The following is a 19326-nucleotide window of genomic DNA, read 5'->3' as shown; positions in this document are numbered from 1 at the left end:
CTCCCCTTACCCGTCGATGGACAGGTCGCGCAGGAACAACGCGATCTGCGGGAAAAAGATCAGCAGGACCGATACCGTCAGCAGCATGATCACGAAGGGCGGCGTGCCGCGGATGACCTCCCAATAGGGCCGGCGGAACACCGCGATGGCCGTGAAGATGTCGCAGCCGAAGGGCGGCGTGGCGCTGCCGATGGCGACCTGCAGGGTGATGATCGTGCCGACCAGCACCGGGTCCAGCCCCGTCGCCTGCACCACCGGCGCAAAGATCGGCACCAGCACCAGGATCACCACGATCGGGTCCACGAACATGCAGCCGATGAAGAACGCGATGGAGATGGTGAACAGCACGCCATAGGGGCCCATGCCGTCGATGCCGATGACGGCCAGGATCTCCTGCGGGATCTGGGCGAAGCTGATGACATAGCTGAAGGCCGCGCCGGCGCCGACCAGGATGAACACCACCGCGGTGATCAGCCCGGTCGATTTGGCGGTCGCAAACAGCTGGCGGGGCGACACCTGTCGAAAGACCAGCATCTCCAGCACCAGGGCATAGAGGACGCAGGCGGCCGCGGCCTCGGTCGGAGAGAAGACCCCGCCATAGATGCCGCCGATGATCAGCACCGGAAAGCCCATCGGCCAGATGGCCCGGCGCACGGCGCGCAGCCGGTCGGGCCAGGGCATCCGCGGTTCGGTCGGCACATTGTGGCGCACCGCATAGATATACGAATAGATCGAGAACATCACCAGGATCAGCAGCCCCGGCCCGATCCCCGCCAGGAACAGCTCTGCGATCGATGTCCCCGACACCACGCCATAGATGATCATGCCGATCGATGGCGGGATCAGAAAGGCGATGTCGGAGGCGTTGATGATCAGCGCCAGCGTGAAGCGGTCGCTGTAGCCCGCCTTGAGCAGGCGCGGCCGCATCGGGCCGCCAACCGCCACGACCGTGGCCTGCGTCGACCCCGACACCGCGCCGAACATCGTGCAGGCCCCCGCGGTCGAGATGGCCAGCCCGCCCTTGATGTGACCCAGGAACGCCATGACCACGTCGATCAGGCGGCCCGCGGACTGGCCGCGGGTCATGATCTCGGCCGCGAAGATGAACATCGGGACGGCGATCAGGCTGGCGGGCTGAATGCCCGCGATGACCTGCTGAACCAGCGTCTCCAAGTGGCCGATGCCGCCGAAGATCGCGACGAAGCCCACGACCGACGCGACGATCAGCGGGACCATCATCGGAAAGCCCAGCAGCAGCAGCACGATCATCGTGCCAAGGATGGCGGTGGTCATGCGTCGGCGTCCTTCTGCGGCAGGTCGTACCCGTCGCGCACGGCGGTCGACAGCCAGATGTCGGGGTCCCTGAGGTTCTTCAGCGCGGTCAGCGCGTATTGCAGGCCGGTCAGGAAGAAGCCGGCGGGAACCCAGACGATGATCCACCATTGCGGGATGCGCAGCGCGGGCAGAACCCTGCCCCGGCCCGCCTGGCTCATGACATAGGACAGCGCGAACCACGCCAGCACCAGCAGCAGCACCGCCGTCAGCGCCGATATCGCCACCAGCATCGCCTTGCGCGCCTTGGGCGGCAGCGCGTCGGTGATGGCCGACATGCGGATGTGGCGCCCGTGCCGCGCGGCATAGGACATGCCCGTGAAGGTCACCAGGACGATCAGCGCCTGGTTGACCTCCTCGGCGAAATAGAGCGAGCGGCCAAAGACGAAACGGCCGACGACATTGGCGACGGTGTTGAACGCCATCGCCAGCACGCCGATCGCCAGGGCCACGGCCTCCAGCCGGGCGATGGCGCGGTCGGCCACGCCCAGGATGCCGGGCAGACCGGATTCGTACAGCGCATCGTCGATGTCGTCCTGCGCCTGCGTCGCCTCGGCCGCGGCAAGGATGTCCGGGTCGTCGGCCGGGCCTGGGGGCCGGTCACCTTTGGTCTCTGGCGTCATGGCCACCTGTCCATCATCGTTCGCTCGGGCGCCCCGCCCCGCAGGGCGGGACGGGGCACCGGGATCAGCCCTGGGCCGCGGCGGACAGGTCCGCCTTCATCTGGTCCAGGACCTCCTGGGCGCGGGGACCGCCGATCTCCAGGAAGGTCTCCTCGACCTGGGCGGCGGTGTCGCGGAAGGGCGCGCGCTGCTCCTCGGTCAGGGTGGTCACGGTGACCTCGGGGCGGTCGGCAGTGATCTTCTCCAGCGACGCCTCGGTCAGGCCCTGCTGATATTCGATGATGTGGTCGAATGCCGTCTGGGCCGCGTCGCGGACCACCTGCTGGTCCTCGGCGGACAGGCCATCAAAGAACTCCTGGTTGGCCATCAGCGCGGTGGTGAAGTTGTTGTGGCCCAGCCGGGTGATGTGGTCCTGGACCTCGTACATGCGGGTGGATTCGATGAAGAAGGCCGGGTTCTCCTGCGCATCGACGATGCCGGTCTGCAGGCCGCCATAAACCTCACCCCAGGGCAGCGGCGTCGGCGTGGCGCCAAAGGCCTGATAGCTGCTGACCAGCAGCGGGTTGGTCATCACCCGCACCTTGACGTCGTCGAAATCGGCAGGCGCCGCGATGGGCCGGTTCGAGGTGACCATCACCTCGCCCTCGGGGTACATGCTCAGCAGCTCCAGCCCCTGCTGGGCGTACAGCTCGGGGAAGATCGTATTGATCGCCTCGGAATTGCGGAAGAAGGCGAACAGCTGGTCGTCATCCTCGGGCAGCAGATAGGGCACGAAGAACACCTGCGCCTCGGGGATCAGCGATCCGGTGAAGCCGGGCGACTGGTTCACGAACTGCAGGATGCCCGACTGGGTCTGTTCCATGATGTTGTCGGATTCGCCCAGCGTGCCAAAGGGGAACAGCTGGACCTCGTGGTCGGAATTGGCCTCGACCTCCTCCTTGAACTTCTGGGCATAGACGCCCTGGACCTCGTCCAGCGCCTCCTCGAAGGCATAGCGCCAGGTGTCGGCAATGGCGGCCCCGGATCCCAGGATCAGGGCGGTCAGGCTGGCGGTGGCAAGGCGGAATGCGGGGCGGGTGGTGATGGTCATGATACCTCCTGTTGGGGCGGGCCCTGCGCGCGGATCGCACGGGCCCTTCTGCGGCAGGATTCGGACCTTTCGGACCGTTCCGATTGGACCCGATGGTTCGGGACAAGCGGAATCCAAGTCAATTGATGTATTAAATCATGACAATTATGACCGCGAAAGTCAAACAGGTCGCCCGATTGTCCTGCCCTCAGCCCGGAAGAACTGCCGAGACGATGCGCAGCGCCTGTTCAAGATCGCGCGTCGTGGCCCCGCCCAGCGACACGCGCAGCGCCGGCCCCTGGGGCAGGATCGCAAAGCCCGCGCCGGGCGCCAGCGCGACCTGGTGGGACAGCGCGGTGGCCAGGGCCGCGCCTTCGTCGGTGCCGGGGTCCAGCGGCATCCAGCGGTGCAAACCGTGCAGGAACCCCTGCGCACGCTGGCCCAGGACGCGCACCGCCAGCCGGTTCCTTGCGGCCAGTTCGCTGCGCTGCGCCGCCAGCAGCGCGTCGGCCGTGCCGCCGGTGATCCAGTCATGCGCGATCTCGGCCATCAGGGGCGTGGCCATCCAGGCCATCGACAGGTGCCGGTTCAGCGCGGCCTCTGCCATTTTCTCGGGCATCGCCAGAAAACCCAGGCGCAGCCCCGGCGACAGGCATTTCGACAGGCCCGTGAAATAGAAGCTGCGCTCCGGCGCGAATCCCGACAGGGCGGGCGGGCGGCGCGGCGGCATCGGCCCCGTGGGGTCGCTTTCCAGGATCATCAGCCCGGCTTGGGTCGCGGCGCGGGCCAGGGTCTCGCGCCGGTCTCGGTCCATCACCCGCGCCCGCGGCCCCCCGCCCGAGGGCAGCAGGAACACCGCCTTCATCCGCCCGCCCGCCGCCCGCGCGGCCCGGATCAGCGCGTCGGGGTCCATGCCGTGTTCGTCATCGGGGATGCCCTGCAGGCGCAGGTGCAGATGCTGGGCCGCGGGCCGCAGCGTGTGGCAGGTGGCGGATTCGGTCGCGATGATGTCACCCGGCAACGCCACGCATTGCAGCGCGACGAACATCGCAGGCGTGGTCCCGTTGGTGATCAGAATCCGCTGCGCCGGGACCACCATCCCGCAGCGCGCCAGCCACGCCGCGGCCATGCCGCCATACAGCGACATCGTCTGGCGCGGGCGGAAGGACAGCATCGCCGGGTCGGGCAGACGGTCCGACAGGCGCAGCAACGTCTCGCTCCAGGCCGTGCGGATCTGGGGCAGCGCCACGGGGGTCATCATCGACAGGTCGATCGGCGGGCGGTCGGTGGGCGCGCGGAACCACGGCACCTCGATCGTCTCGCGCGGGCCGGATCGCACGAAGCTGCCGCGCCCGACCTCTCCCGAGATCAGGTCGGCGCGGATGAGCTCCTCGTACGCGCGGCTGACGGTCTGGACGCTGACGCCCAGCTGCCAAGCCAGGTCGCGATGCGGCGGCAGGCGCGTGCCGGGCGGCAGGCTGCCCGCGTCGATCGCCGCGGCGATGCCCTGGGCCAGGCTGCGATAGGCGGGGCGGGTGATGTCGGTGCGTCTCAGGGGCCAGTGGGACATGGGGTGCAGGATCGCCCGCCGCGCGCGGATTGACAAGCGGGCCGCGCGCGGGAACATGCGCGCCATGATCCCGCCCCGCAGCCTGCGACTGGACGACCGCGACATCGCCATCCTGGCGGTGCTGTCGCGCGAGGGGCGCATCACCAAGACCGACCTGGCCGCCCGCGTGAACCTGTCGCCCACCCCCTGCTGGGACCGGATGCGGCGGCTGGAACAGGCGGGCCTGATCCGGGGATACCGCGCCCAGATCGACCTTTCCACCCTGGGGCCGCATGTGCAGGTCTTCGTCACGGTCGAGCTGGACCAGCACCGCAGCGAAAGCTTTCAGCGGTTCGAGGCGGTGATCGCGCGCATGGACGCCGTCACCGGCTGCTGGGCGATCGGCGGGGGGTTCGATTACCTGATGTCGGTGATCGCCCCCGACGTGGCGGCGTTCCAGGGGGTCATGGACGGGCTGCTGGACAGCGGCGCAGGGGTGCGGCGCTATTTCAGCTATATCGTGACCAAGCCGGTCAAGGATCAGCCCGCCTTGGGCGCCATGCTGGAACATCATCGGCTTGAGGGCTGAAGTTCAGGGATTTCCTCGGGCAGAGCCCATCGGATCAGAGAAATCTTCGGGCCCCACCGCCCTATCCTGCCCCCAGCAGGAACAGGAGCGATGATGCTGACGAATGATGAACTGGCCCGTTGGGACCGCGAGAGCTTTTTCCACCCCTCGACCCATCTGGGCCAATTCGCGCGGGGCGAGGCGCCGCAGCGCATCGTCACCGGGGGCGAGGGCTGTCACATCACCGACCGCGACGGCAACCGCCTGCTGGACGCCTTTGCGGGCCTCTATTGCGTGAACGTGGGCTATGGCCGCCCCGAAATCGCGCAGGCCATCGCCGATCAGGCGCATCAGCTGGCCTATTACCACGCCTATGCTGGCCACGGGTCCGAGGCCGCGATCACGCTGGCGCAGATGGTCATGGACCGCGCGCCCCAGGGCATGGCGCGGGTCTATTTCGGCCTGTCGGGGTCGGATGCGAACGAGACGAACATCAAGCTGGTCTGGTATTACAACAACATCCTGGGCCGTCCGAAAAAAAAGAAGATCATCAGCCGGTGGCGGGGTTATCACGGGTCGGGCCTGATGACCGGATCGCTGACAGGGTTGCAGCTGTTTCACGCCAAGTTCGACCTGCCGCTGGACCAGGTGATCCATACCGAGGCGCCGTACTATTTCCGCCGCCCCGACGCGGCCATGTCGGAGGCGGACTTCGTCGGCCATTGCGTGGCGCAACTGGAGGCGCTGATCGCGGAACACGGCTCCGACACCATTGCGGCCTTCATCGGAGAGCCGGTGCTGGGCACGGGGGGCATCGTGCCGCCGCCCGCGGGTTACTGGCCCGCCATCCAGGAGGTTCTGGACCGCCACGACATCCTGCTGATCGCGGATGAGGTGGTGACGGGCCTTGGCCGGTTGGGAACGATGTTCGGGTCGGACCATTACGGCATGCGCCCCGACCTGATCACCAGCGCCAAGGGCCTGACCAGCGCCTATGCGCCCCTGTCGGCCAGCATCGTGGGCCAGCGCGTCTGGGACGTGCTGGCGCGCGGCACGGACGAGAACGGCGTGATGGGGCATGGCTGGACCTATTCCGCCCATCCCATCGGCGCGGCGGCCGGGGTGGCGAACCTGAAGCTGATCGACAGCCTGGGGCTGGTCGGGAATGCGGGCACCGTCGGCGCCTATCTGAACGACCGGATGCAGGCGGCCCTGGGCGATCACCCCCATGTCGGAGAGGTGCGCGGCGAAGGGATGCTCTGCGCCGTGGAACTGGTCGCGGACCGCGATGCCCGGCGCTTTTTCGACGCGTCCGAGGGCAAGGGCGCCAAGGTCGTGGCGGCGATGCTGAAGCGCGGCGTGATCGCGCGGGCGATGCCGCAGGGCGACATCCTGGGCTTTGCCCCGCCCCTGTGCCTGACGCGCGAGGAGGCCGACCGGATCGTCGCCGTCACGACCGAGGCGGTCGCCGAGGTGTTGGGCTGAATTGCGTCCCGCGACGGCGGGGGGATTTCACATCCCCCCGCACCCCCCTGCGGCGTCATGCGGCCGCCCCGATGGCGGCGGGCTGATCTGTTCGGGCAGGTCGATGTCGCGCAAAAGGCCCGGCGCGGGAACCTGTCTGGACGGCGCAAGATCGCGCAGCAGCCGACCCGCGCCCTGATCCCCGGTCAGCTGCGCCAGCCGGGGCAGCCAGTCGCGCGGAAAGCAGGCGGGGGGCAGGGGCGCGATGCCGTCATGGCTGCAGGACGGCAGACCATCCGCGGCCAGGCTGACGATCTGCGTCAGATGCGCCGCAGTGACGTCGGGCATGTCGCCCAGCGCGATCAGCAGGCGGTCAGGAGTGCCGGCCGCGGACAGGCCCGCGCGCAGGCTGTCGTACTGCTGGCCCTGCGCGATCAGGACGATGCGGAAACCATCTAGCAACGGTGCCAGTGCGGGATTGGCGATGACGGCGATGCGGTCGTCCAAGGGAATGGCCCGCATCGCCTGCGCGGCATGCGCCACAAGCGGCATCCCCGCAACCGTCGCCAGCAGCTTGTCCGACGGACCGAAACGGCGCGAGGCGCCAGCCGCTAGCAGCAGGCCGGTGCAGGTCACGCTGTCAGCACCTCGTAGGCGGCCAGGATCTGGGTCAGGGCCGAGGCCGCGATCAGGCGCGGATCGCGGGCCGGGCTGACGACGCCGATAGGCCCGGTGATCCGGTCCAGCGTCACCAGGTCGAACCCCTGTTCGGTCAGCGCGGCCAACCGTGCCGCCTGCGCCCGCCGCGACCCCAGCGCGCCGATGTAGAACGCCTCTGACCGCAGTGCGCGGGCCAGCGCGGGCAGTTCGCGGTCGTGGTCGTGAAACAGCGTCACCACGGCGGTATGGGCATCCGGCGTCGCGTCCTGTCCCATCACGGGCATGTCCATCGCCGTGACCAGGGTGGTCAGGGCCTGCGCCTCGTCCCCCTCTCCGTGGATCTGGAACGCGGGAGGCGGCGGCAGGACCAGGGAAAAGTCGTCGGGGTCGGGATCGCCCGCGCGGCAGGGCGCACCGGTGCGCAGGTTCAGGCACCATCTGCCGGTCCGCCGGCGGATGCGGTCGTCCCAGATGGCGCCCAGCCAGTCGGGGTCGGGCTTATGGATCAGCGCGATCTGCACCGTGCCGCCGCAGGGCAGCGGCAGATCGACGGGGCCGCCCACGCCATAGGTCAGCCGCGTCACCGGGCCGGGCGCGTCCAGATGCGCCGCGATGTCCGCATCGATGCAGCCCGCGCCAAGACGGCCCACGCGACCGCCATCGGGCCACAGTGCCATCATCGCGCCGGGGTGGCGGGGAAAGCCGCCCTTGGCATCGGTCAGCATGGCCAGCGACCCGCCGGGACGGCGCAGCAGCGCCTTGACGGGACAGTCGGCGGTGGCGGTGATGGGGGCGGAAATCGACATGGCGCAGGCTTTCGGCAATCGGTGCTGGCAGCCTAACGCAGTCGGCCCGATTTGGATGCCGAAAAAGCGACCAGGATGGTCATTCCGGACAGGGTTGTCCGGCTGCCCCCCATTTCACCACGTCGTCGATATGCGCCTGCAGGCCGAAGGGCGCGGGTTCGCGGCCACCGCCGGGCGCGAAACCCCAAGCGACAAAGCCGCCGTGGCTGGCATCGTCGCGCAGGTGTTCGGCCAGCTCGACCCAGTCGCGCCCGCCGTTCCGCTGCGGGTCGCGCAGCTGGCGGCACAGGGCGGGACCGTCCAGGCCGAACCATGCCATCTCGACCGGGGGCAGCTGCCAGGGGATCATCGCGTTCGGTGCCTGATGCGGATCCGATTCCAGCGTCGAAGCGGTGACGTGGCAGGTGGCGCAGGGCAGCGTCTCGACCCCCATGCGGCTGTCGCCGCCGCTGACATGCATGCCGTGCGGGCGGGGTTCGGGATATTCGGGGCCGGACCACATGGGCAGGTGATCGGGCCCGACATGGCAGTTGGCGCAGCGCGGATGCGACACGACCTGCCGCACGCGGTCCCATGCCGCCAGACCGTCGGCGGTGCTGACCGATCCCGCCGCAGGCGGAGCGACGATCGAGGGCATGACACCCTCGGCCCAGGCCGGGCCGGTCATCAGCAGCAGGGCCAGCAGACGCATCATGCGAACCGCACCCCCCGGGCAAAGGGCAGGTCGCGCAGGCGCAGGCCCGTCGCGGCGAAGATCGCATTGCCCAAGGCCGCGGCGGCGGGCGGAACGCCGGGTTCGCCCAGGCCCCGCAGGGGGCCGTTCTCCAGCAGGCGGACCTGAACGGCGGGGGCCTGGTGCATGCGCAACCCCTCGTAGGCATGGAAATTGGTCTGATCGGGGCGGTGGTCGCGATAGGTCAGTTCGCAGTTCATCGCATGGCCCAGCCCGAACAGCATGCCGCCCGACAGCTGCGCATCGGCGTTCACCGGGTCCAGCACGATGCCCACATCGGCCACGGCAAAGGCCTGGGTCAGGCGGATGCCCTGCGGTGTGTCCTGAACCTCGACCACCTGGGCGCAGGGCACGCCGAAGGACAGGCAGAACGCCACCCCCCGCCCGCGCCCCTGCCCCGCGTCGCGGCCGGTCCAGCCCGACAGGTCGCGGACCCCCTCCAGCACCGCGCGCGAGGGGGCGTGGTCGCACAGGCGCAACAGCCCCTCCAGCGGGTCGATGCCGGCCTGCGCGAACATCTCGTCCAAGGCGGTGCCCAGGAAGAAGCCGTTCGACGATGCGCCCACCGACCGCCAGCTGCTGACCGGCACCGATTCGGGCGCGCGCAGGCCCGTCACGCGGAAATGCGGGATCGCGAAGGGCTGGTCCCATGCGCCGGTGGTGATGCTGAGGTCAGGTCCGGGCGGCGCGCTGGCCACGCGCCCGAACCAGGAGGCGATGACCGACGGGCTGGCCACCGCCAGGTCCAGCGCCTGCACGCCATCGGCGGTCACGCGGCCCCGGACGCGGGCGATCTGCGCGGGGCGGGGCTGGTCATAGGCGAAATCCTCCTCGCGCGACCAGGTCAGCTTGACCGGACGACCGGGGACGGCCATCGCGATCTGGACAGCCTGGGCGATGAAGTCGATCTCCAGCCGGCGGCCGAAGCTGCCGCCGATCATCTGGTTCTCCAGCCGGATCGCGGTCTTGGGCAGACCGGTCAGGGCGGCGGCGCGGGCGACCGCGAAATCGGGGACCTGCGTGCCGGCCCAGATGGTGCAGGCATCGTCCGTCACCAGCACGGTGGCGTTCATCGGCTCCAACGGCGCATGGGCCAGGAAGGGCACGCGGTATTCGGCGGTGAAATCGCCGGGGCCGATGGCCGCATCCACGTCGCCATCGTCCCGCTTGCGGCTGTCGATGTCGCCCGCGTCATGGGCGGCCTGCAGCGCGGCCCAGATCGCCTGCTGATCGCCCGCCGTATCGGGGGCCGCAAATTCGACGTCCAGCGCCTGCGCGGCCCGCATCGCGGACCAGGTGTCGCGCGCCAGAACCGCGACGCCCCCCGTGATCGGCAGCACGCGCAGGACGCCGGGCAGGCCTTCGGCCGCGACGGGGTCCAGCCGTGCGACCGTCCCGCCCCAGGGCGCCATCCGCACCGTCGCGTGCAGCATGTCGGGCAGGACCAGATCGATCCCATAGACCTGCGTGCCGGTCGATTTCGCGACCACGTCAGCGCGCGACATCGGCTTGCCCAGCCAGCGCCACTGCGACCGGTCGCGCAGCACGACCTGGGTCACGGGGGGCGTCGCGGCGGCGTCGCGGGCCAGGTCGGGATAGGGGATGCGCGTGCCGTCGGGCAGGATCACCGCGCCCTCCGCGGTGTCCAGATCGGCGCGGTCCAGCCCGTGGCGCAAGGCGGCGGCCTGCTTCAGCGTCTCGCGCGCGACGGCGCCCGCCTGGCGCAGCTTGTCGAAGCCGTCGGTGGTCGAGCTGGACCCACCGGTCATCTGCCAGCCCAGCAGGCGCGCGGGAATGTCGGCAGCGCCCCGTGCGGTTTCTGCCAGCCAACCGGTATCGGTCGGCGCAAAGGGCATGAAATCCGAGATCAACGCGCGGTTATAGTACGTGGCGCTGACCGGGCCCGGCACGATACGGGCGGTGGCGGGGTCGATGTCCAATTCCTCGGCGATCAGGGCGGCTTGCAGCCAGCGGGCGCCCTGCCCCTTGTCGGCGCGCGGCGCGACCAGCGTGACGCCATCCACGTCGATCAAGACATAGGGGTTCAGCGCGCCTGCATCCGTCCCCGCAAAGGGATCCGGCAGCGGGCGCGCATAGCGCCAGGCGCCAAAGGCCACGCCCCCGGCCACGGCGACCGACCCGATCAGGAAACCCCGCCGCGCGATCCGCCCCGCGCGCGGCATCAGGCAGACCCGATGCGGATCGCCGCCGACCGGATCGCCGCGCGGATGCGGGGATAGGTCGCGCAGCGGCACAGGTTGCCCGACATCGCGTGGTCGATGTCCGCGTCTGACGGGTCTGCATTCAGCGCCAGCAGGGACGCGGCCTGCATGATCTGGCCGGACTGGCAATAGCCGCATTGGGCGACCTGCTGCTCGATCCAGGCGGCCTGGACCGGATGCGGGTCGTCGGGCGTGCCCAGCCCCTCGATCGTGGTGACCACTCCGACCACGTCGGCCAGGCGGATCTGGCAGGCGCGCACCGCCATGCCGTCCATGTGCACCGTGCAGGCCCCGCATTGCGCGATGCCGCAACCGTATTTCGTGCCGGTCAGGCCCAGCAGATCGCGCAGCGCCCACAGCAGCGGCATCTGCGGGTCGGCGTCCAGGTCATGGGTGTTTCCGTTGACGATCAGTCGCATGGACGCAATCTGCCGCAGCCCGCCGCGTCGCGCAAGCGGGCGCGTCCATGGCAAAAGGCCGCCAATCCTTGCGGATGGCGGCCCCTGCGCAGTCGGACAGACAGATCTTACTTGATCTTGCCTTCCTTGTATTCGACGTGCTGACGCACGACCGGGTCGTATTTCCGGACGGACATCTTTTCGGTCATCGTGCGGGCATTCTTCTTGGTCACATAGAAGTGGCCGGTGCCGGCGGTCGAGTTCAGCCGGATCTTGATGGTGGTCGGCTTCGCCATGGTTGTTGCTCCTGCTTCGGGGCAATCGCGCGCCGCAAACCCCGTGGAATTCTTATCGAAGCCGCCTTTTAGCCCCGCAGGTGGCGGAGTCAACCGCCAAAGCCGCGGATTGGCACGAAAACATGGGTCTTGGTCGCAGAAAACGGCGCGCCGACGATAAACGCCCTGCACCATGCGAAACGCCCCTGGCAGGAAGCCGAGGCGTTGGTCAGTCCGTCGATGTGGGGAAAGAAGTGGCAGCCCGTAGGGGAGTCGAACCCCTCTTTTCAGGTTGAAAACCTGACGTCCTAACCGATAGACGAACGGGCCACTTTCTGTCCGCTGCCAGTCTTCCCTGGCGGCGTGAGGCGGTGTTTAGGCAAAGCCGCGAGAGGCTGCAAGCCAAAAAAACGGACCTGCCCGAAAAAAATCGCACGCGGCCCTCAGGCCCCAAGAAATCCTGCGAAAATAAGCCACAAGGGCAAGGTCAGTGCCGCAAGGACAGTCTGCCAGGTGAAGATCGCGGCATAGAAATCGGCGTCTCCGCCCATCTGGCGCGCCAGGATATAGCCGACGGGCGCCCCCGGTGCGGCCGTGGCCAGCACGCCCGACGCGACCTGCCCTGCAGGCAGGCCGATGACCAGCGCGGCGGCCAAAAAGATCACCGGGCACAGCGCCAGCCGCAACCACACCCCCAGCCATAGCGCCGGGTCGCGCTGCCACAGGCGCGCGGGATCGATCCCCGCCCCCACCGCCAGAAGGCCCACGGCCAGCGCCCCCTGCCCCAGCCAGTCCAGCGGCGACAGCACGACCGCGGGCAGCGCGACGCCCGACAGGTTCAGCGCCAGCCCCGCCGCGCAGGACAGCACCATTGGGTTGCGGCCGATCTCGGCGCCGATGCGGGCCGTGGCCCCCGCGGGGCGCGGCCCGTCCGACAGCAGCGTCAGCGCCACGATGGCCGAGATGTTGAACGCCGGGATCAGGAACGCAAAGGCCACTGCCAGGTCGCCAAGCGCCTGCCCGCCCAGGCCCTGGGCCGCGACCGCCAGGATCAGCAGCGAATTGACCCGCAACGCGCCCTGGAACAGCGAACTGCTGCGCGGCCCGGTCTGATCCCGGCGCGCGGCCCAGATCAGAGCCAGCGCCCCGGTCGCCGCAAAGGCCAGCGCCATCGCGCCCAGATAGGGGCCAAGCCGCCCCAGGGACAGCTCTGACCGATAGATCGACGTCAGCAGGATCGCCGGGAACAGCACGCGGTATCCCAACTGCTCGATTCCCGGCCAGCTGGCGGCGGGAATCAGCCCGCCCCGCCGCGCCAGATGGCCCAGCAGGACAAGGGCTATGACGGGGATGACGGCCAGGGCTGCTTGCATGGGGACCTTTCGGCCGTGCGTCTTGCGGCCTTTCGCGCGGGGTTGTAGACCCGCGGCCAACGAAAGGAAACGTCATGTCGATCTCCGAGGATCAGGCCCGCAAGGTCGCCCATCTGGCGCGCATCGCGGTCGATGATGCCGCCCTGCCCGCCCTGGCGCGCGATCTGTCCGGCATCCTGCATTTCATGGACCAGCTGAACGAGGTCGATGTCGAGGGCGTGGAACCCATGACCGGCGTCACCCCCATGCGCCTGAAGCGGCGCGAGGATGTTGTGACCTCGGGCGGCATGGCCGACAAGATCCTGTCCAACGCCCCCGACGCCCGCGAGGGGTTCTTTGCCGTGCCGAAGGTGGTGGAATGACGAACGCGAACCGACTGACCATTGCCGACGCGCGCGACGCGCTGCGCGCAGGCGATCTGACCTCGGTCGAGCTGACCGATGCCTGCCTAGGCGCCATCGACGCCGCGGGCGCGCTGAACGCCTTCGTGCATCACACCCCCGACATGGCGCGCGACATGGCCCGCGCTGCCGATCAGCGCATCAAGGCGGGCGACGCCGCGCCGATGACCGGCATCCCGGTGGGCGTCAAGGACGTCTTCTGCGTCAAGGGCGTGCCGTCGCAGGCCGGCAGCCGCATCCTGCAGGGCTTCACCCCGGAATACGAATCGACCGTGACGCAGAACCTGTGGAACGCGGGCGCGGTGATGCTGGGCAAGCTGAACCAGGACGAATTCGCCATGGGTTCGACCAACGAATCCAGCTGCTATGGCCCGGCGGTGAACCCTTGGCGCGGGCCGGACGGCGCGCAGCTGACCCCGGGCGGCAGTTCCGGCGGTTCGGCCGCAGCCGTCGCGGCCGATCTGTGCCTGGGCGCGACCGGCACCGATACGGGCGGATCGATCCGCCAGCCCGCGGCCTTCACCGGCACGGTGGGGCTGAAGCCGACCTATGGCCGGGTCAGCCGGTGGGGCGTCATCGCCTACGCCTCCAGCCTGGACCAGGCGGGGCCGATGACGCGCACGGTGCGGGACGCCGCGATCATGCTGGGCGCGATGGCATCCGCCGATCCCCAGGACAGCACCTGCGCCGACCTGCCCGTCCCCGATTTCGAGGCCGCGCTGACCGGCGACATCCGTGGCAAGCGCATCGGCATCCCGCGTGAATACCGCGTGGATGGCATGCCCGACGCCATCGACGCCCTGTGGCGTCAGGGGGCCGAGATGCTGCGCGATGCGGGCGCCGAGGTCGTTGACATCAGCCTGCCGCACACGAAATACGCCCTGCCCGCCTATTACGTGATCGCGCCCGCCGAGGCATCGTCGAACCTGGCCCGCTATGACGGCGTGCGGTATGGCCACCGCGCCACCTTGGGCAAGGGCGACGGCATCACCGAGATGTACGAGAAGACCCGCGCCCAGGGCTTCGGCCCCGAGGTTCAGCGCCGGGTGATGATCGGCACCTATGTGCTGTCGGCGGGCTTCTATGACGCCTATTACAACCGCGCCCGCCGCGTGCGCGCGTTGATCAAGCGCGATTTCGACCAAGCCTTTGCGGCAGGCGTCGATTCGATCCTGGCGCCCGCGACGCCCTCGGCGGCCTTCCCGCTTGGCTCGGGCGACAAGGGCGATCCGGTGCAGATGTATCTGAACGACGTCTTCACGGTGACGCTGAACCTGGCGGGCCTGCCCGGCATCGCGGTGCCGGTGGGACAGGACGCGCAGGGCCTGCCCCTGGGCCTGCAGCTGATCGGTCGCCCCTTCGAGGAGGGCGGTCTGCTGAACCAGGCGCAGGTGCTGGAACGCGCTGCGGGATTTGTGGCCAAGCCGGATCGCTGGTGGTAACGTCCGCGAAACGGACCGATGGAGGCGTCATGCGCGGCTGGTGGATGATCGGGGTGCTGGCGCTGGCCGGATGCGGGGAACATCGGGGCTGGAACCCGAACTATCAGTTCGAGGCCGACCGGTACGGCCAGTACCGCACCGCACGCGAGGCGGCGCTGGTCACCGGCACGACCCCGGCCGCGACGATCCCCATCGCCCTTCCGGTCCAGGCGCCCACCGGCGCGCAGATCGCGGGCTCGGACCCCGTGCCGATCCCGCCCACGATGGGCCTGCGCATCCGCCGACCCGCGCCATAGGGCGACCGTGACAGCCTTTCCCAGCCCGAATCACGGCGACCGCCGCGGGCAGGTGCCGTCCCTGATCGTGATCCACTATACCGGCATGGCGGACAGCCCATCGGCACGAGCGCGGCTGTGCGATGCCGCGGCCGAGGTCAGCGCGCATTGGCTGATCGATGCGGACGGCACAACCGAACAACTGGTCTGCGAAACCCGCCGGGCATGGCATGCGGGGGCTGGACGGTGGCAGGAGCTGGACGACGTCAACAGCCGGTCCATCGGGATCGAGCTGGCCAATCCCGGCGACCGCCCCTATCCTGCGCCGCAGATGGCCGCGCTGCGCCGCCTGCTGCGCGACATCATGGACCGCTGGTCCATCGGGCCCGCTGGCGTGATCGGCCATTCCGACCTGGCGCCGGGCCGCAAGATCGACCCCGGCCCCCGCTTTGACTGGGAGGCCCTGGCGGCCGAGGGTCTGGCGACGTTCGCCCGCCCCGCGCCGACCGACCCTGACCCCGCTCTGGCGGAGGGCCTGTCCGCCCTGGGCTATCCCGACGTGCCAGCGCGTCTGGATGCGTTCCGCCTGCGCCACCGTCCCTGGGCCGCGGGCCCTGAGACGGCCGACGACCGCCGCACCGTCGCGCGGCTTCTTGGGGCGGCAGCCCCTTGACGCCCCGCGCGCCGCGTCCCATACGGGCGGCGCGCGGAGGGCTGGATGACCGCGGCAGGGCGACCTGTCGAGGAAAGTCCGGACTCCATGAGGCGATGGTGCCGGGTAACGCCCGGCGGGGGCAACCCCAGGGATAGCGCCACAGAGAACAGACCGCCCATCCCCGGATGGGTAAGGGTGAAACGGTGGGGTAAGAGCCCACCGGGGGGCTGGCAACAGCGCCCGCATGGCAAGCCCCACCAGGAGCAATGCCGAATAGGGATCGCGCGCGGAGCAATCCGCAGGGCCGCCTTGCCCCAGCAGATCCGGGTAGGCAGCTAGATCCGTCCGGTAACGGACGGACCAGAGGAATGGTCATCCAGCCGCGCAAGCGGTGGACAAAATCCGGCTTACAGGCCCTCCGCGCAACTCAGGCCTTCTTGCCGCCCTTGCCCCGCGCCTCGGTCGCGGTGGCGATCGCCTTGGCGGATTCGCCCTGCATCTTCTGGGTGAAGGCGACCATCTGCGCGGCATACGTCTCGGCCCAATCGGCGAATGCGCTGCCGCCGGTGCCGCCCGCGGCGGACATGGCCTTGGCGCGCATCTCCTCGCCCTGCTTCTGCATGGTGGCGAACTGGTCCTCCCAGGCCTTCTGCATCTGCTGCCACTGGCTCTGCATGGCCTCGCTGGCGCCTTCCATCTGGGCCATGACGCGGGCGTTGACCTCCTGCTGCTGCTGCATGGCCTGGGCCTGCCACTGGCGGGCCTGCTCCATCGCCTCCTCCTGGCCCTTGGCCATCGCGGCCTGCCATTCGGTCAGGCGTTCCTGAAACTGGCGGGCATTGTCGGTCAGCGTTTTCAGCATGTCGGGCAGTATCATCACGGCTCCTCCCAAGGCTATGGGGCCATGAGAAAGGCCCCCGGATGCAAGCCTGCGTCCGGGGGCCGTGTTTGTCAAACCTGCGCGATCAATCCGCGGTCTGGACCGGGCTGTCCGCGGGCAGGCCCTGCTGCCGTTCGATCTCGCGCCAGCGGGCGACGGCGGCGTTGTGTTCCTCCAGCGTGCGGCTGAAGGCGTGCCCGCCGGTGCCGTCCGCGACAAAGTACAGATAGTCCGTCTCGTCGGGGTTCAGCGCCGCGCGGATCGCAGCCCGGCCCGGATTGGCGATGGGCGTGGGCGGCAGTCCGTCGATCCGGTAGGTGTTGAAGGGCGTGGGCGTGTCCAGCTCCGACCGGCGCAGGCCGCGGTCCAGCACCGCCTGCCCGTTCGTGACGCCATAGATCACCGTGGGGTCGGTCTGCAGGCGCATCCCCTGGCGCAGGCGGTTCACGAAGACGCTCGCGACCTGCGGGCGTTCGTCCGCCTGCCCCGTCTCCTTCTCGACGATCGAGGCCATGATCAGCGCCTCCTCGGGCGTCTCATAGGGCATGCCGAAGGGACGCGCCTCCCATTCCTGCGCCAGGATGGCGGCCTGGCGGCTGGCCATCTGGGCCAGGATCGCGTTCCGGTCGCCGCCCTTCTCCAGCAGGTAGGTGTCGGGCGCCAGGCTTCCCTCGGCCGGGATCTCGGCCACCTCTCCGGTCAGGAAATCGGCGGCGCGCAGCGCCTCGACCACCTGCCAGCTGGTGACGCCCTCGGCCATGACCAGCGACAGGCGCACGTCGGCGCGGTCCTGGGCCTGGACCAGGGGCGCCGGACGGTCGCCGCTGCCGGGGGTCCAGCGCGCCATTTCCTCATAGGCGCCGGTTTCGGGGTTGGTGTCGCGCAGCAGGACAGTGTTCTCGCGCACGCCGACGCGCACCACGACCTCGGTCCCGCAGGTCGAGGGGCCGCCCGCCGTCACCGTCTCGACGATCTGCTCCATGCTGGCCTGCGGCGGCATCAGGAAGCTGCCGAACTTCAGGTCGCGCGCCTTGTCCATGTAGTCGGCCCCGGCGCGAAAGATGTAGGCGTTCGAGATCGCCCCCTGCGCCGCCAGCTGGTTGCTGACCGCGTTCAGGCTGGCGCCCGGAGAGATCTGGACGCATTGCGCGATGGCGCTCGGGCCCGGCCCGCTGAATTCGCGCTTGGCCCAGGCCACGGCCGCCGCCGCCGCGATCAGCAGCACGATGGCCAGCGTCAGGAAGTTCGAGGCGATGTTGCGCCAGATCATCCGGCGACCTTCCCCAGCACGAGGCTGGCGTTGGTCCCGCCAAAGCCGAAGCTGTTGGACAGCGCCACGTCAACCTTGCGGCGCACCGCGGCATTGGCCGCCAGATCCAGCTTCGGCGTCACGGCGGGGTTGTCCAGGTTGATCGTCGGCGGGCAGATCTGGTCGCGGATCGCCAGCACGCAGAAGATCGCCTCGACCGCGCCGGCCGCGCCCAGCAGGTGACCGATGCTGGATTTCGTCGACGACATGACCGCACCAGACGCGGCATCGCCCATCAGCCGTTCGACCGCGCCCAGTTCGATCGTGTCGGCCATGGTCGAGGTGCCGTGCGCGTTGATGTAATCGATGCGGTCCGGCGTCAGGTTCGCGCTGCGCAGCGCCGCCTCCATCGCGCGGTATCCGCCATCGCCGTCCTCGCTTGGCGCGGTGATATGATAGGCATCGCCCGACATGCCATAGCCCAGCACCTCGGCATAGATCTTGGCGCCCCGCGCCTTGGCGTGCTCGTATTCCTCCAGCACGACGACGCCCGCGCCCTCGCCCATCACAAACCCGTCGCGATCCGCGTCATAGGGGCGGCTGGCCGCCTGCGGGTCGTCCTCGCGCTTGGTCGACAGCGCCTTGCAGGCGTTGAAGCCCGCGATGCCGATCTCGCTGATCGGGCTTTCCGCGCCACCCGCGATCATCACGTCGGCATCGCCATAGCGGATCATCCGCGACGCATCGCCGATGGCGTGGGCGCCGGTCGAACAGGCCGTGACCACCGCGTGGTTCGGCCCCTTGAAGCCGTAGCGGATCGACACCTGCCCCGAGATCAGGTTGATCAGCGCGCCGGGAATGAAGAAGGGCGACACCCGCTTGGGCCCGCGCTCCTTGATCAGCACCGCCGTGTCCGCGATGGACGACAGCCCGCCGATCCCCGAGCCGATCATCACGCCCGTGCGCAGGCGGCTTTCCTCGTCCTCGGGCATCCAGCCCGCGTCGGTCACCGCCTGATGCGCGGCGGCGATGCCGTACAGGATGAAGTCGTCCACCTTGCGGCGGTCCTTGGGCTCCATCCAGTCGTTCGCGTTGAAGGTGCCGTCGCTGCCGTCGCCCAGGGGGATCTCGCAGGCGTATTTCGTCACCACGTCGGACGCGTCAAAGCGCGTGATCGGTCCCGCGCCGGATTTCCCGGCCAGCAGACGTTCCCACGTCGCCTCGACGCCGGACGCCAGTGGCGTGACCATCCCAAGCCCGGTGACAACAACCCTGCGCATCGGCAATTCCTTCAGCTGCTCGTAATTTCAGCCCTGATACACGCGCCCCCCCTGCCGCGCAACGCCACGAAA

20 protein-coding genes, 1 tRNA gene and 1 other RNA gene are annotated in these 19326 nt (G+C 69.2%); 7 read left to right on the top strand and 15 right to left on the bottom strand.

All coding sequences use genetic code 11. The features are described 5' to 3' along the window. Positions 1–6 precede the first annotated feature (6 nt). The 4 genes from EOJ32_RS08970 to EOJ32_RS08955 form a co-directional block, all read right to left on the bottom strand. Positions 7–1293: a TRAP transporter large permease gene (locus EOJ32_RS08970; RefSeq protein WP_127898321.1), complete on the bottom strand. Its 1287-nt coding sequence runs from the start codon at positions 1291–1293 to the stop codon at positions 7–9. After that, positions 1290–1955 carry a TRAP transporter small permease gene (locus EOJ32_RS08965; protein WP_127898320.1) on the bottom strand — a complete coding sequence of 222 codons (666 nt, stop codon included), beginning with the start codon at positions 1953–1955 and terminating at the stop codon, positions 1290–1292. Before EOJ32_RS08965 ends, EOJ32_RS08970 begins: the two co-directional genes overlap by 4 nt. 64 nt (positions 1956–2019) lie before the next feature. Continuing rightward, positions 2020–3045, bottom strand: coding sequence for a TRAP transporter substrate-binding protein DctP (gene dctP, locus EOJ32_RS08960; RefSeq protein ID WP_127898319.1), 1026 nt, complete (start codon positions 3043–3045; stop codon positions 2020–2022). 187 nt (positions 3046–3232) lie between these two features. Continuing rightward, positions 3233–4660: a PLP-dependent aminotransferase family protein gene (locus EOJ32_RS08955; protein ID WP_164871416.1), complete on the bottom strand. Its 1428-nt coding sequence runs from the start codon at positions 4658–4660 to the stop codon at positions 3233–3235. Here EOJ32_RS08955 and EOJ32_RS08950 point away from each other — a divergent pair. Both EOJ32_RS08950 and EOJ32_RS08945 read left to right on the top strand, forming a co-directional pair. Further along, positions 4659–5162 (top strand): Lrp/AsnC family transcriptional regulator, encoded by a 504-nt coding sequence (locus EOJ32_RS08950; RefSeq protein ID WP_127898317.1) that lies wholly within the window; start codon positions 4659–4661, stop codon positions 5160–5162. The two genes, EOJ32_RS08955 and EOJ32_RS08950, sit on opposite strands and share 2 nt — an antisense overlap. A gap of 93 nt (positions 5163–5255) precedes the next feature. Continuing rightward, a complete protein-coding gene (locus EOJ32_RS08945; RefSeq protein WP_127899340.1) occupies positions 5256–6626 on the top strand; it encodes an aspartate aminotransferase family protein in 1371 nt (456 codons plus the stop codon). A gap of 27 nt (positions 6627–6653) precedes the next feature. Here EOJ32_RS08945 and EOJ32_RS08940 read toward each other — a convergent pair whose 3' ends face one another. From EOJ32_RS08940 to EOJ32_RS08905, 8 genes are all read right to left on the bottom strand, one after another. After that, complete coding sequence (locus EOJ32_RS08940; protein ID WP_127898316.1) at positions 6654–7241, bottom strand: NTP transferase domain-containing protein; 588 nt, start codon at positions 7239–7241, stop codon at positions 6654–6656. Continuing rightward, entirely contained in the window at positions 7238–8071 is an 834-nt protein-coding gene (locus EOJ32_RS08935) for an XdhC family protein (RefSeq protein ID WP_127898315.1), read from the bottom strand. Before EOJ32_RS08935 ends, EOJ32_RS08940 begins: the two co-directional genes overlap by 4 nt. A 79-nt stretch (positions 8072–8150) precedes the next feature. Next, positions 8151–8765 (bottom strand): hypothetical protein, encoded by a 615-nt coding sequence (locus EOJ32_RS08930; RefSeq protein ID WP_127898314.1) that lies wholly within the window; start codon positions 8763–8765, stop codon positions 8151–8153. Next, positions 8762–11059 carry a molybdopterin cofactor-binding domain-containing protein gene (locus tag EOJ32_RS08925; RefSeq protein WP_371705326.1) on the bottom strand — a complete coding sequence of 766 codons (2298 nt, stop codon included), beginning with the start codon at positions 11057–11059 and terminating at the stop codon, positions 8762–8764. The genes EOJ32_RS08930 and EOJ32_RS08925 overlap by 4 nt, the downstream gene beginning before the upstream one ends. Beyond that, positions 10987–11445: a (2Fe-2S)-binding protein gene (locus EOJ32_RS08920; RefSeq protein ID WP_127898313.1), complete on the bottom strand. Its 459-nt coding sequence runs from the start codon at positions 11443–11445 to the stop codon at positions 10987–10989. Before EOJ32_RS08920 ends, EOJ32_RS08925 begins: the two co-directional genes overlap by 73 nt. A gap of 107 nt (positions 11446–11552) precedes the next feature. Beyond that, positions 11553–11720 (bottom strand): 50S ribosomal protein L33, encoded by a 168-nt coding sequence (gene rpmG, locus EOJ32_RS08915; protein WP_042244479.1) that lies wholly within the window; start codon positions 11718–11720, stop codon positions 11553–11555. 234 nt (positions 11721–11954) lie between these two features. Further along, positions 11955–12029, bottom strand: a tRNA-Glu gene (locus EOJ32_RS08910). A gap of 113 nt (positions 12030–12142) precedes the next feature. After that, positions 12143–13072, bottom strand: coding sequence for an AEC family transporter (locus tag EOJ32_RS08905; RefSeq protein ID WP_127898312.1), 930 nt, complete (start codon positions 13070–13072; stop codon positions 12143–12145). Positions 13073–13146: 74 nt separating this feature from the next. On the opposite strand from EOJ32_RS08905, the gene gatC reads away from it, so the two are divergent. From gatC to rnpB, 5 genes are all read left to right on the top strand, one after another. Further along, positions 13147–13434: an Asp-tRNA(Asn)/Glu-tRNA(Gln) amidotransferase subunit GatC gene (gatC, locus tag EOJ32_RS08900; protein WP_127898311.1), complete on the top strand. Its 288-nt coding sequence runs from the start codon at positions 13147–13149 to the stop codon at positions 13432–13434. Next, positions 13431–14915, top strand: coding sequence for an Asp-tRNA(Asn)/Glu-tRNA(Gln) amidotransferase subunit GatA (gatA, locus tag EOJ32_RS08895; RefSeq protein WP_127898310.1), 1485 nt, complete (start codon positions 13431–13433; stop codon positions 14913–14915). Before gatC ends, gatA begins: the two co-directional genes overlap by 4 nt. Positions 14916–14944: 29 nt before the next feature. Continuing rightward, entirely contained in the window at positions 14945–15211 is a 267-nt protein-coding gene (locus tag EOJ32_RS08890; RefSeq protein WP_127898309.1) for a hypothetical protein, read from the top strand. A gap of 7 nt (positions 15212–15218) precedes the next feature. Continuing rightward, entirely contained in the window at positions 15219–15863 is a 645-nt protein-coding gene (locus EOJ32_RS08885) for an N-acetylmuramoyl-L-alanine amidase (protein ID WP_240542388.1), read from the top strand. A 33-nt stretch (positions 15864–15896) separates the two neighbouring features. Beyond that, positions 15897–16271: RNase P RNA component class A (rnpB, locus tag EOJ32_RS08880), an RNA gene on the top strand. 1 nt (position 16272) lies between these two features. Here rnpB and EOJ32_RS08875 read toward each other — a convergent pair. From EOJ32_RS08875 to fabF, 3 genes are all read right to left on the bottom strand, one after another. After that, complete coding sequence (locus EOJ32_RS08875) at positions 16273–16722, bottom strand: hypothetical protein (RefSeq protein ID WP_127898308.1); 450 nt, start codon at positions 16720–16722, stop codon at positions 16273–16275. Between the two features lie 88 nt (positions 16723–16810). Beyond that, positions 16811–17992 (bottom strand): endolytic transglycosylase MltG, encoded by a 1182-nt coding sequence (gene mltG / locus EOJ32_RS08870; protein WP_176695014.1) that lies wholly within the window; start codon positions 17990–17992, stop codon positions 16811–16813. Then, entirely contained in the window at positions 17992–19254 is a 1263-nt protein-coding gene (gene fabF / locus EOJ32_RS08865) for a beta-ketoacyl-ACP synthase II (RefSeq protein ID WP_045999383.1), read from the bottom strand. Before fabF ends, mltG begins: the two co-directional genes overlap by 1 nt. Positions 19255–19326: the final 72 nt, after the last annotated feature.

Origin of the sequence: Paracoccus sp. Arc7-R13, from assembly GCF_004010775.1 — a bacterium.
GTDB classification, from domain to species: domain Bacteria; phylum Pseudomonadota; class Alphaproteobacteria; order Rhodobacterales; family Rhodobacteraceae; genus Paracoccus; species Paracoccus marcusii.
Note: the sequence above shows the minus strand (reverse complement) of the source record. Positions and strands in the feature narration are given on the sequence as shown.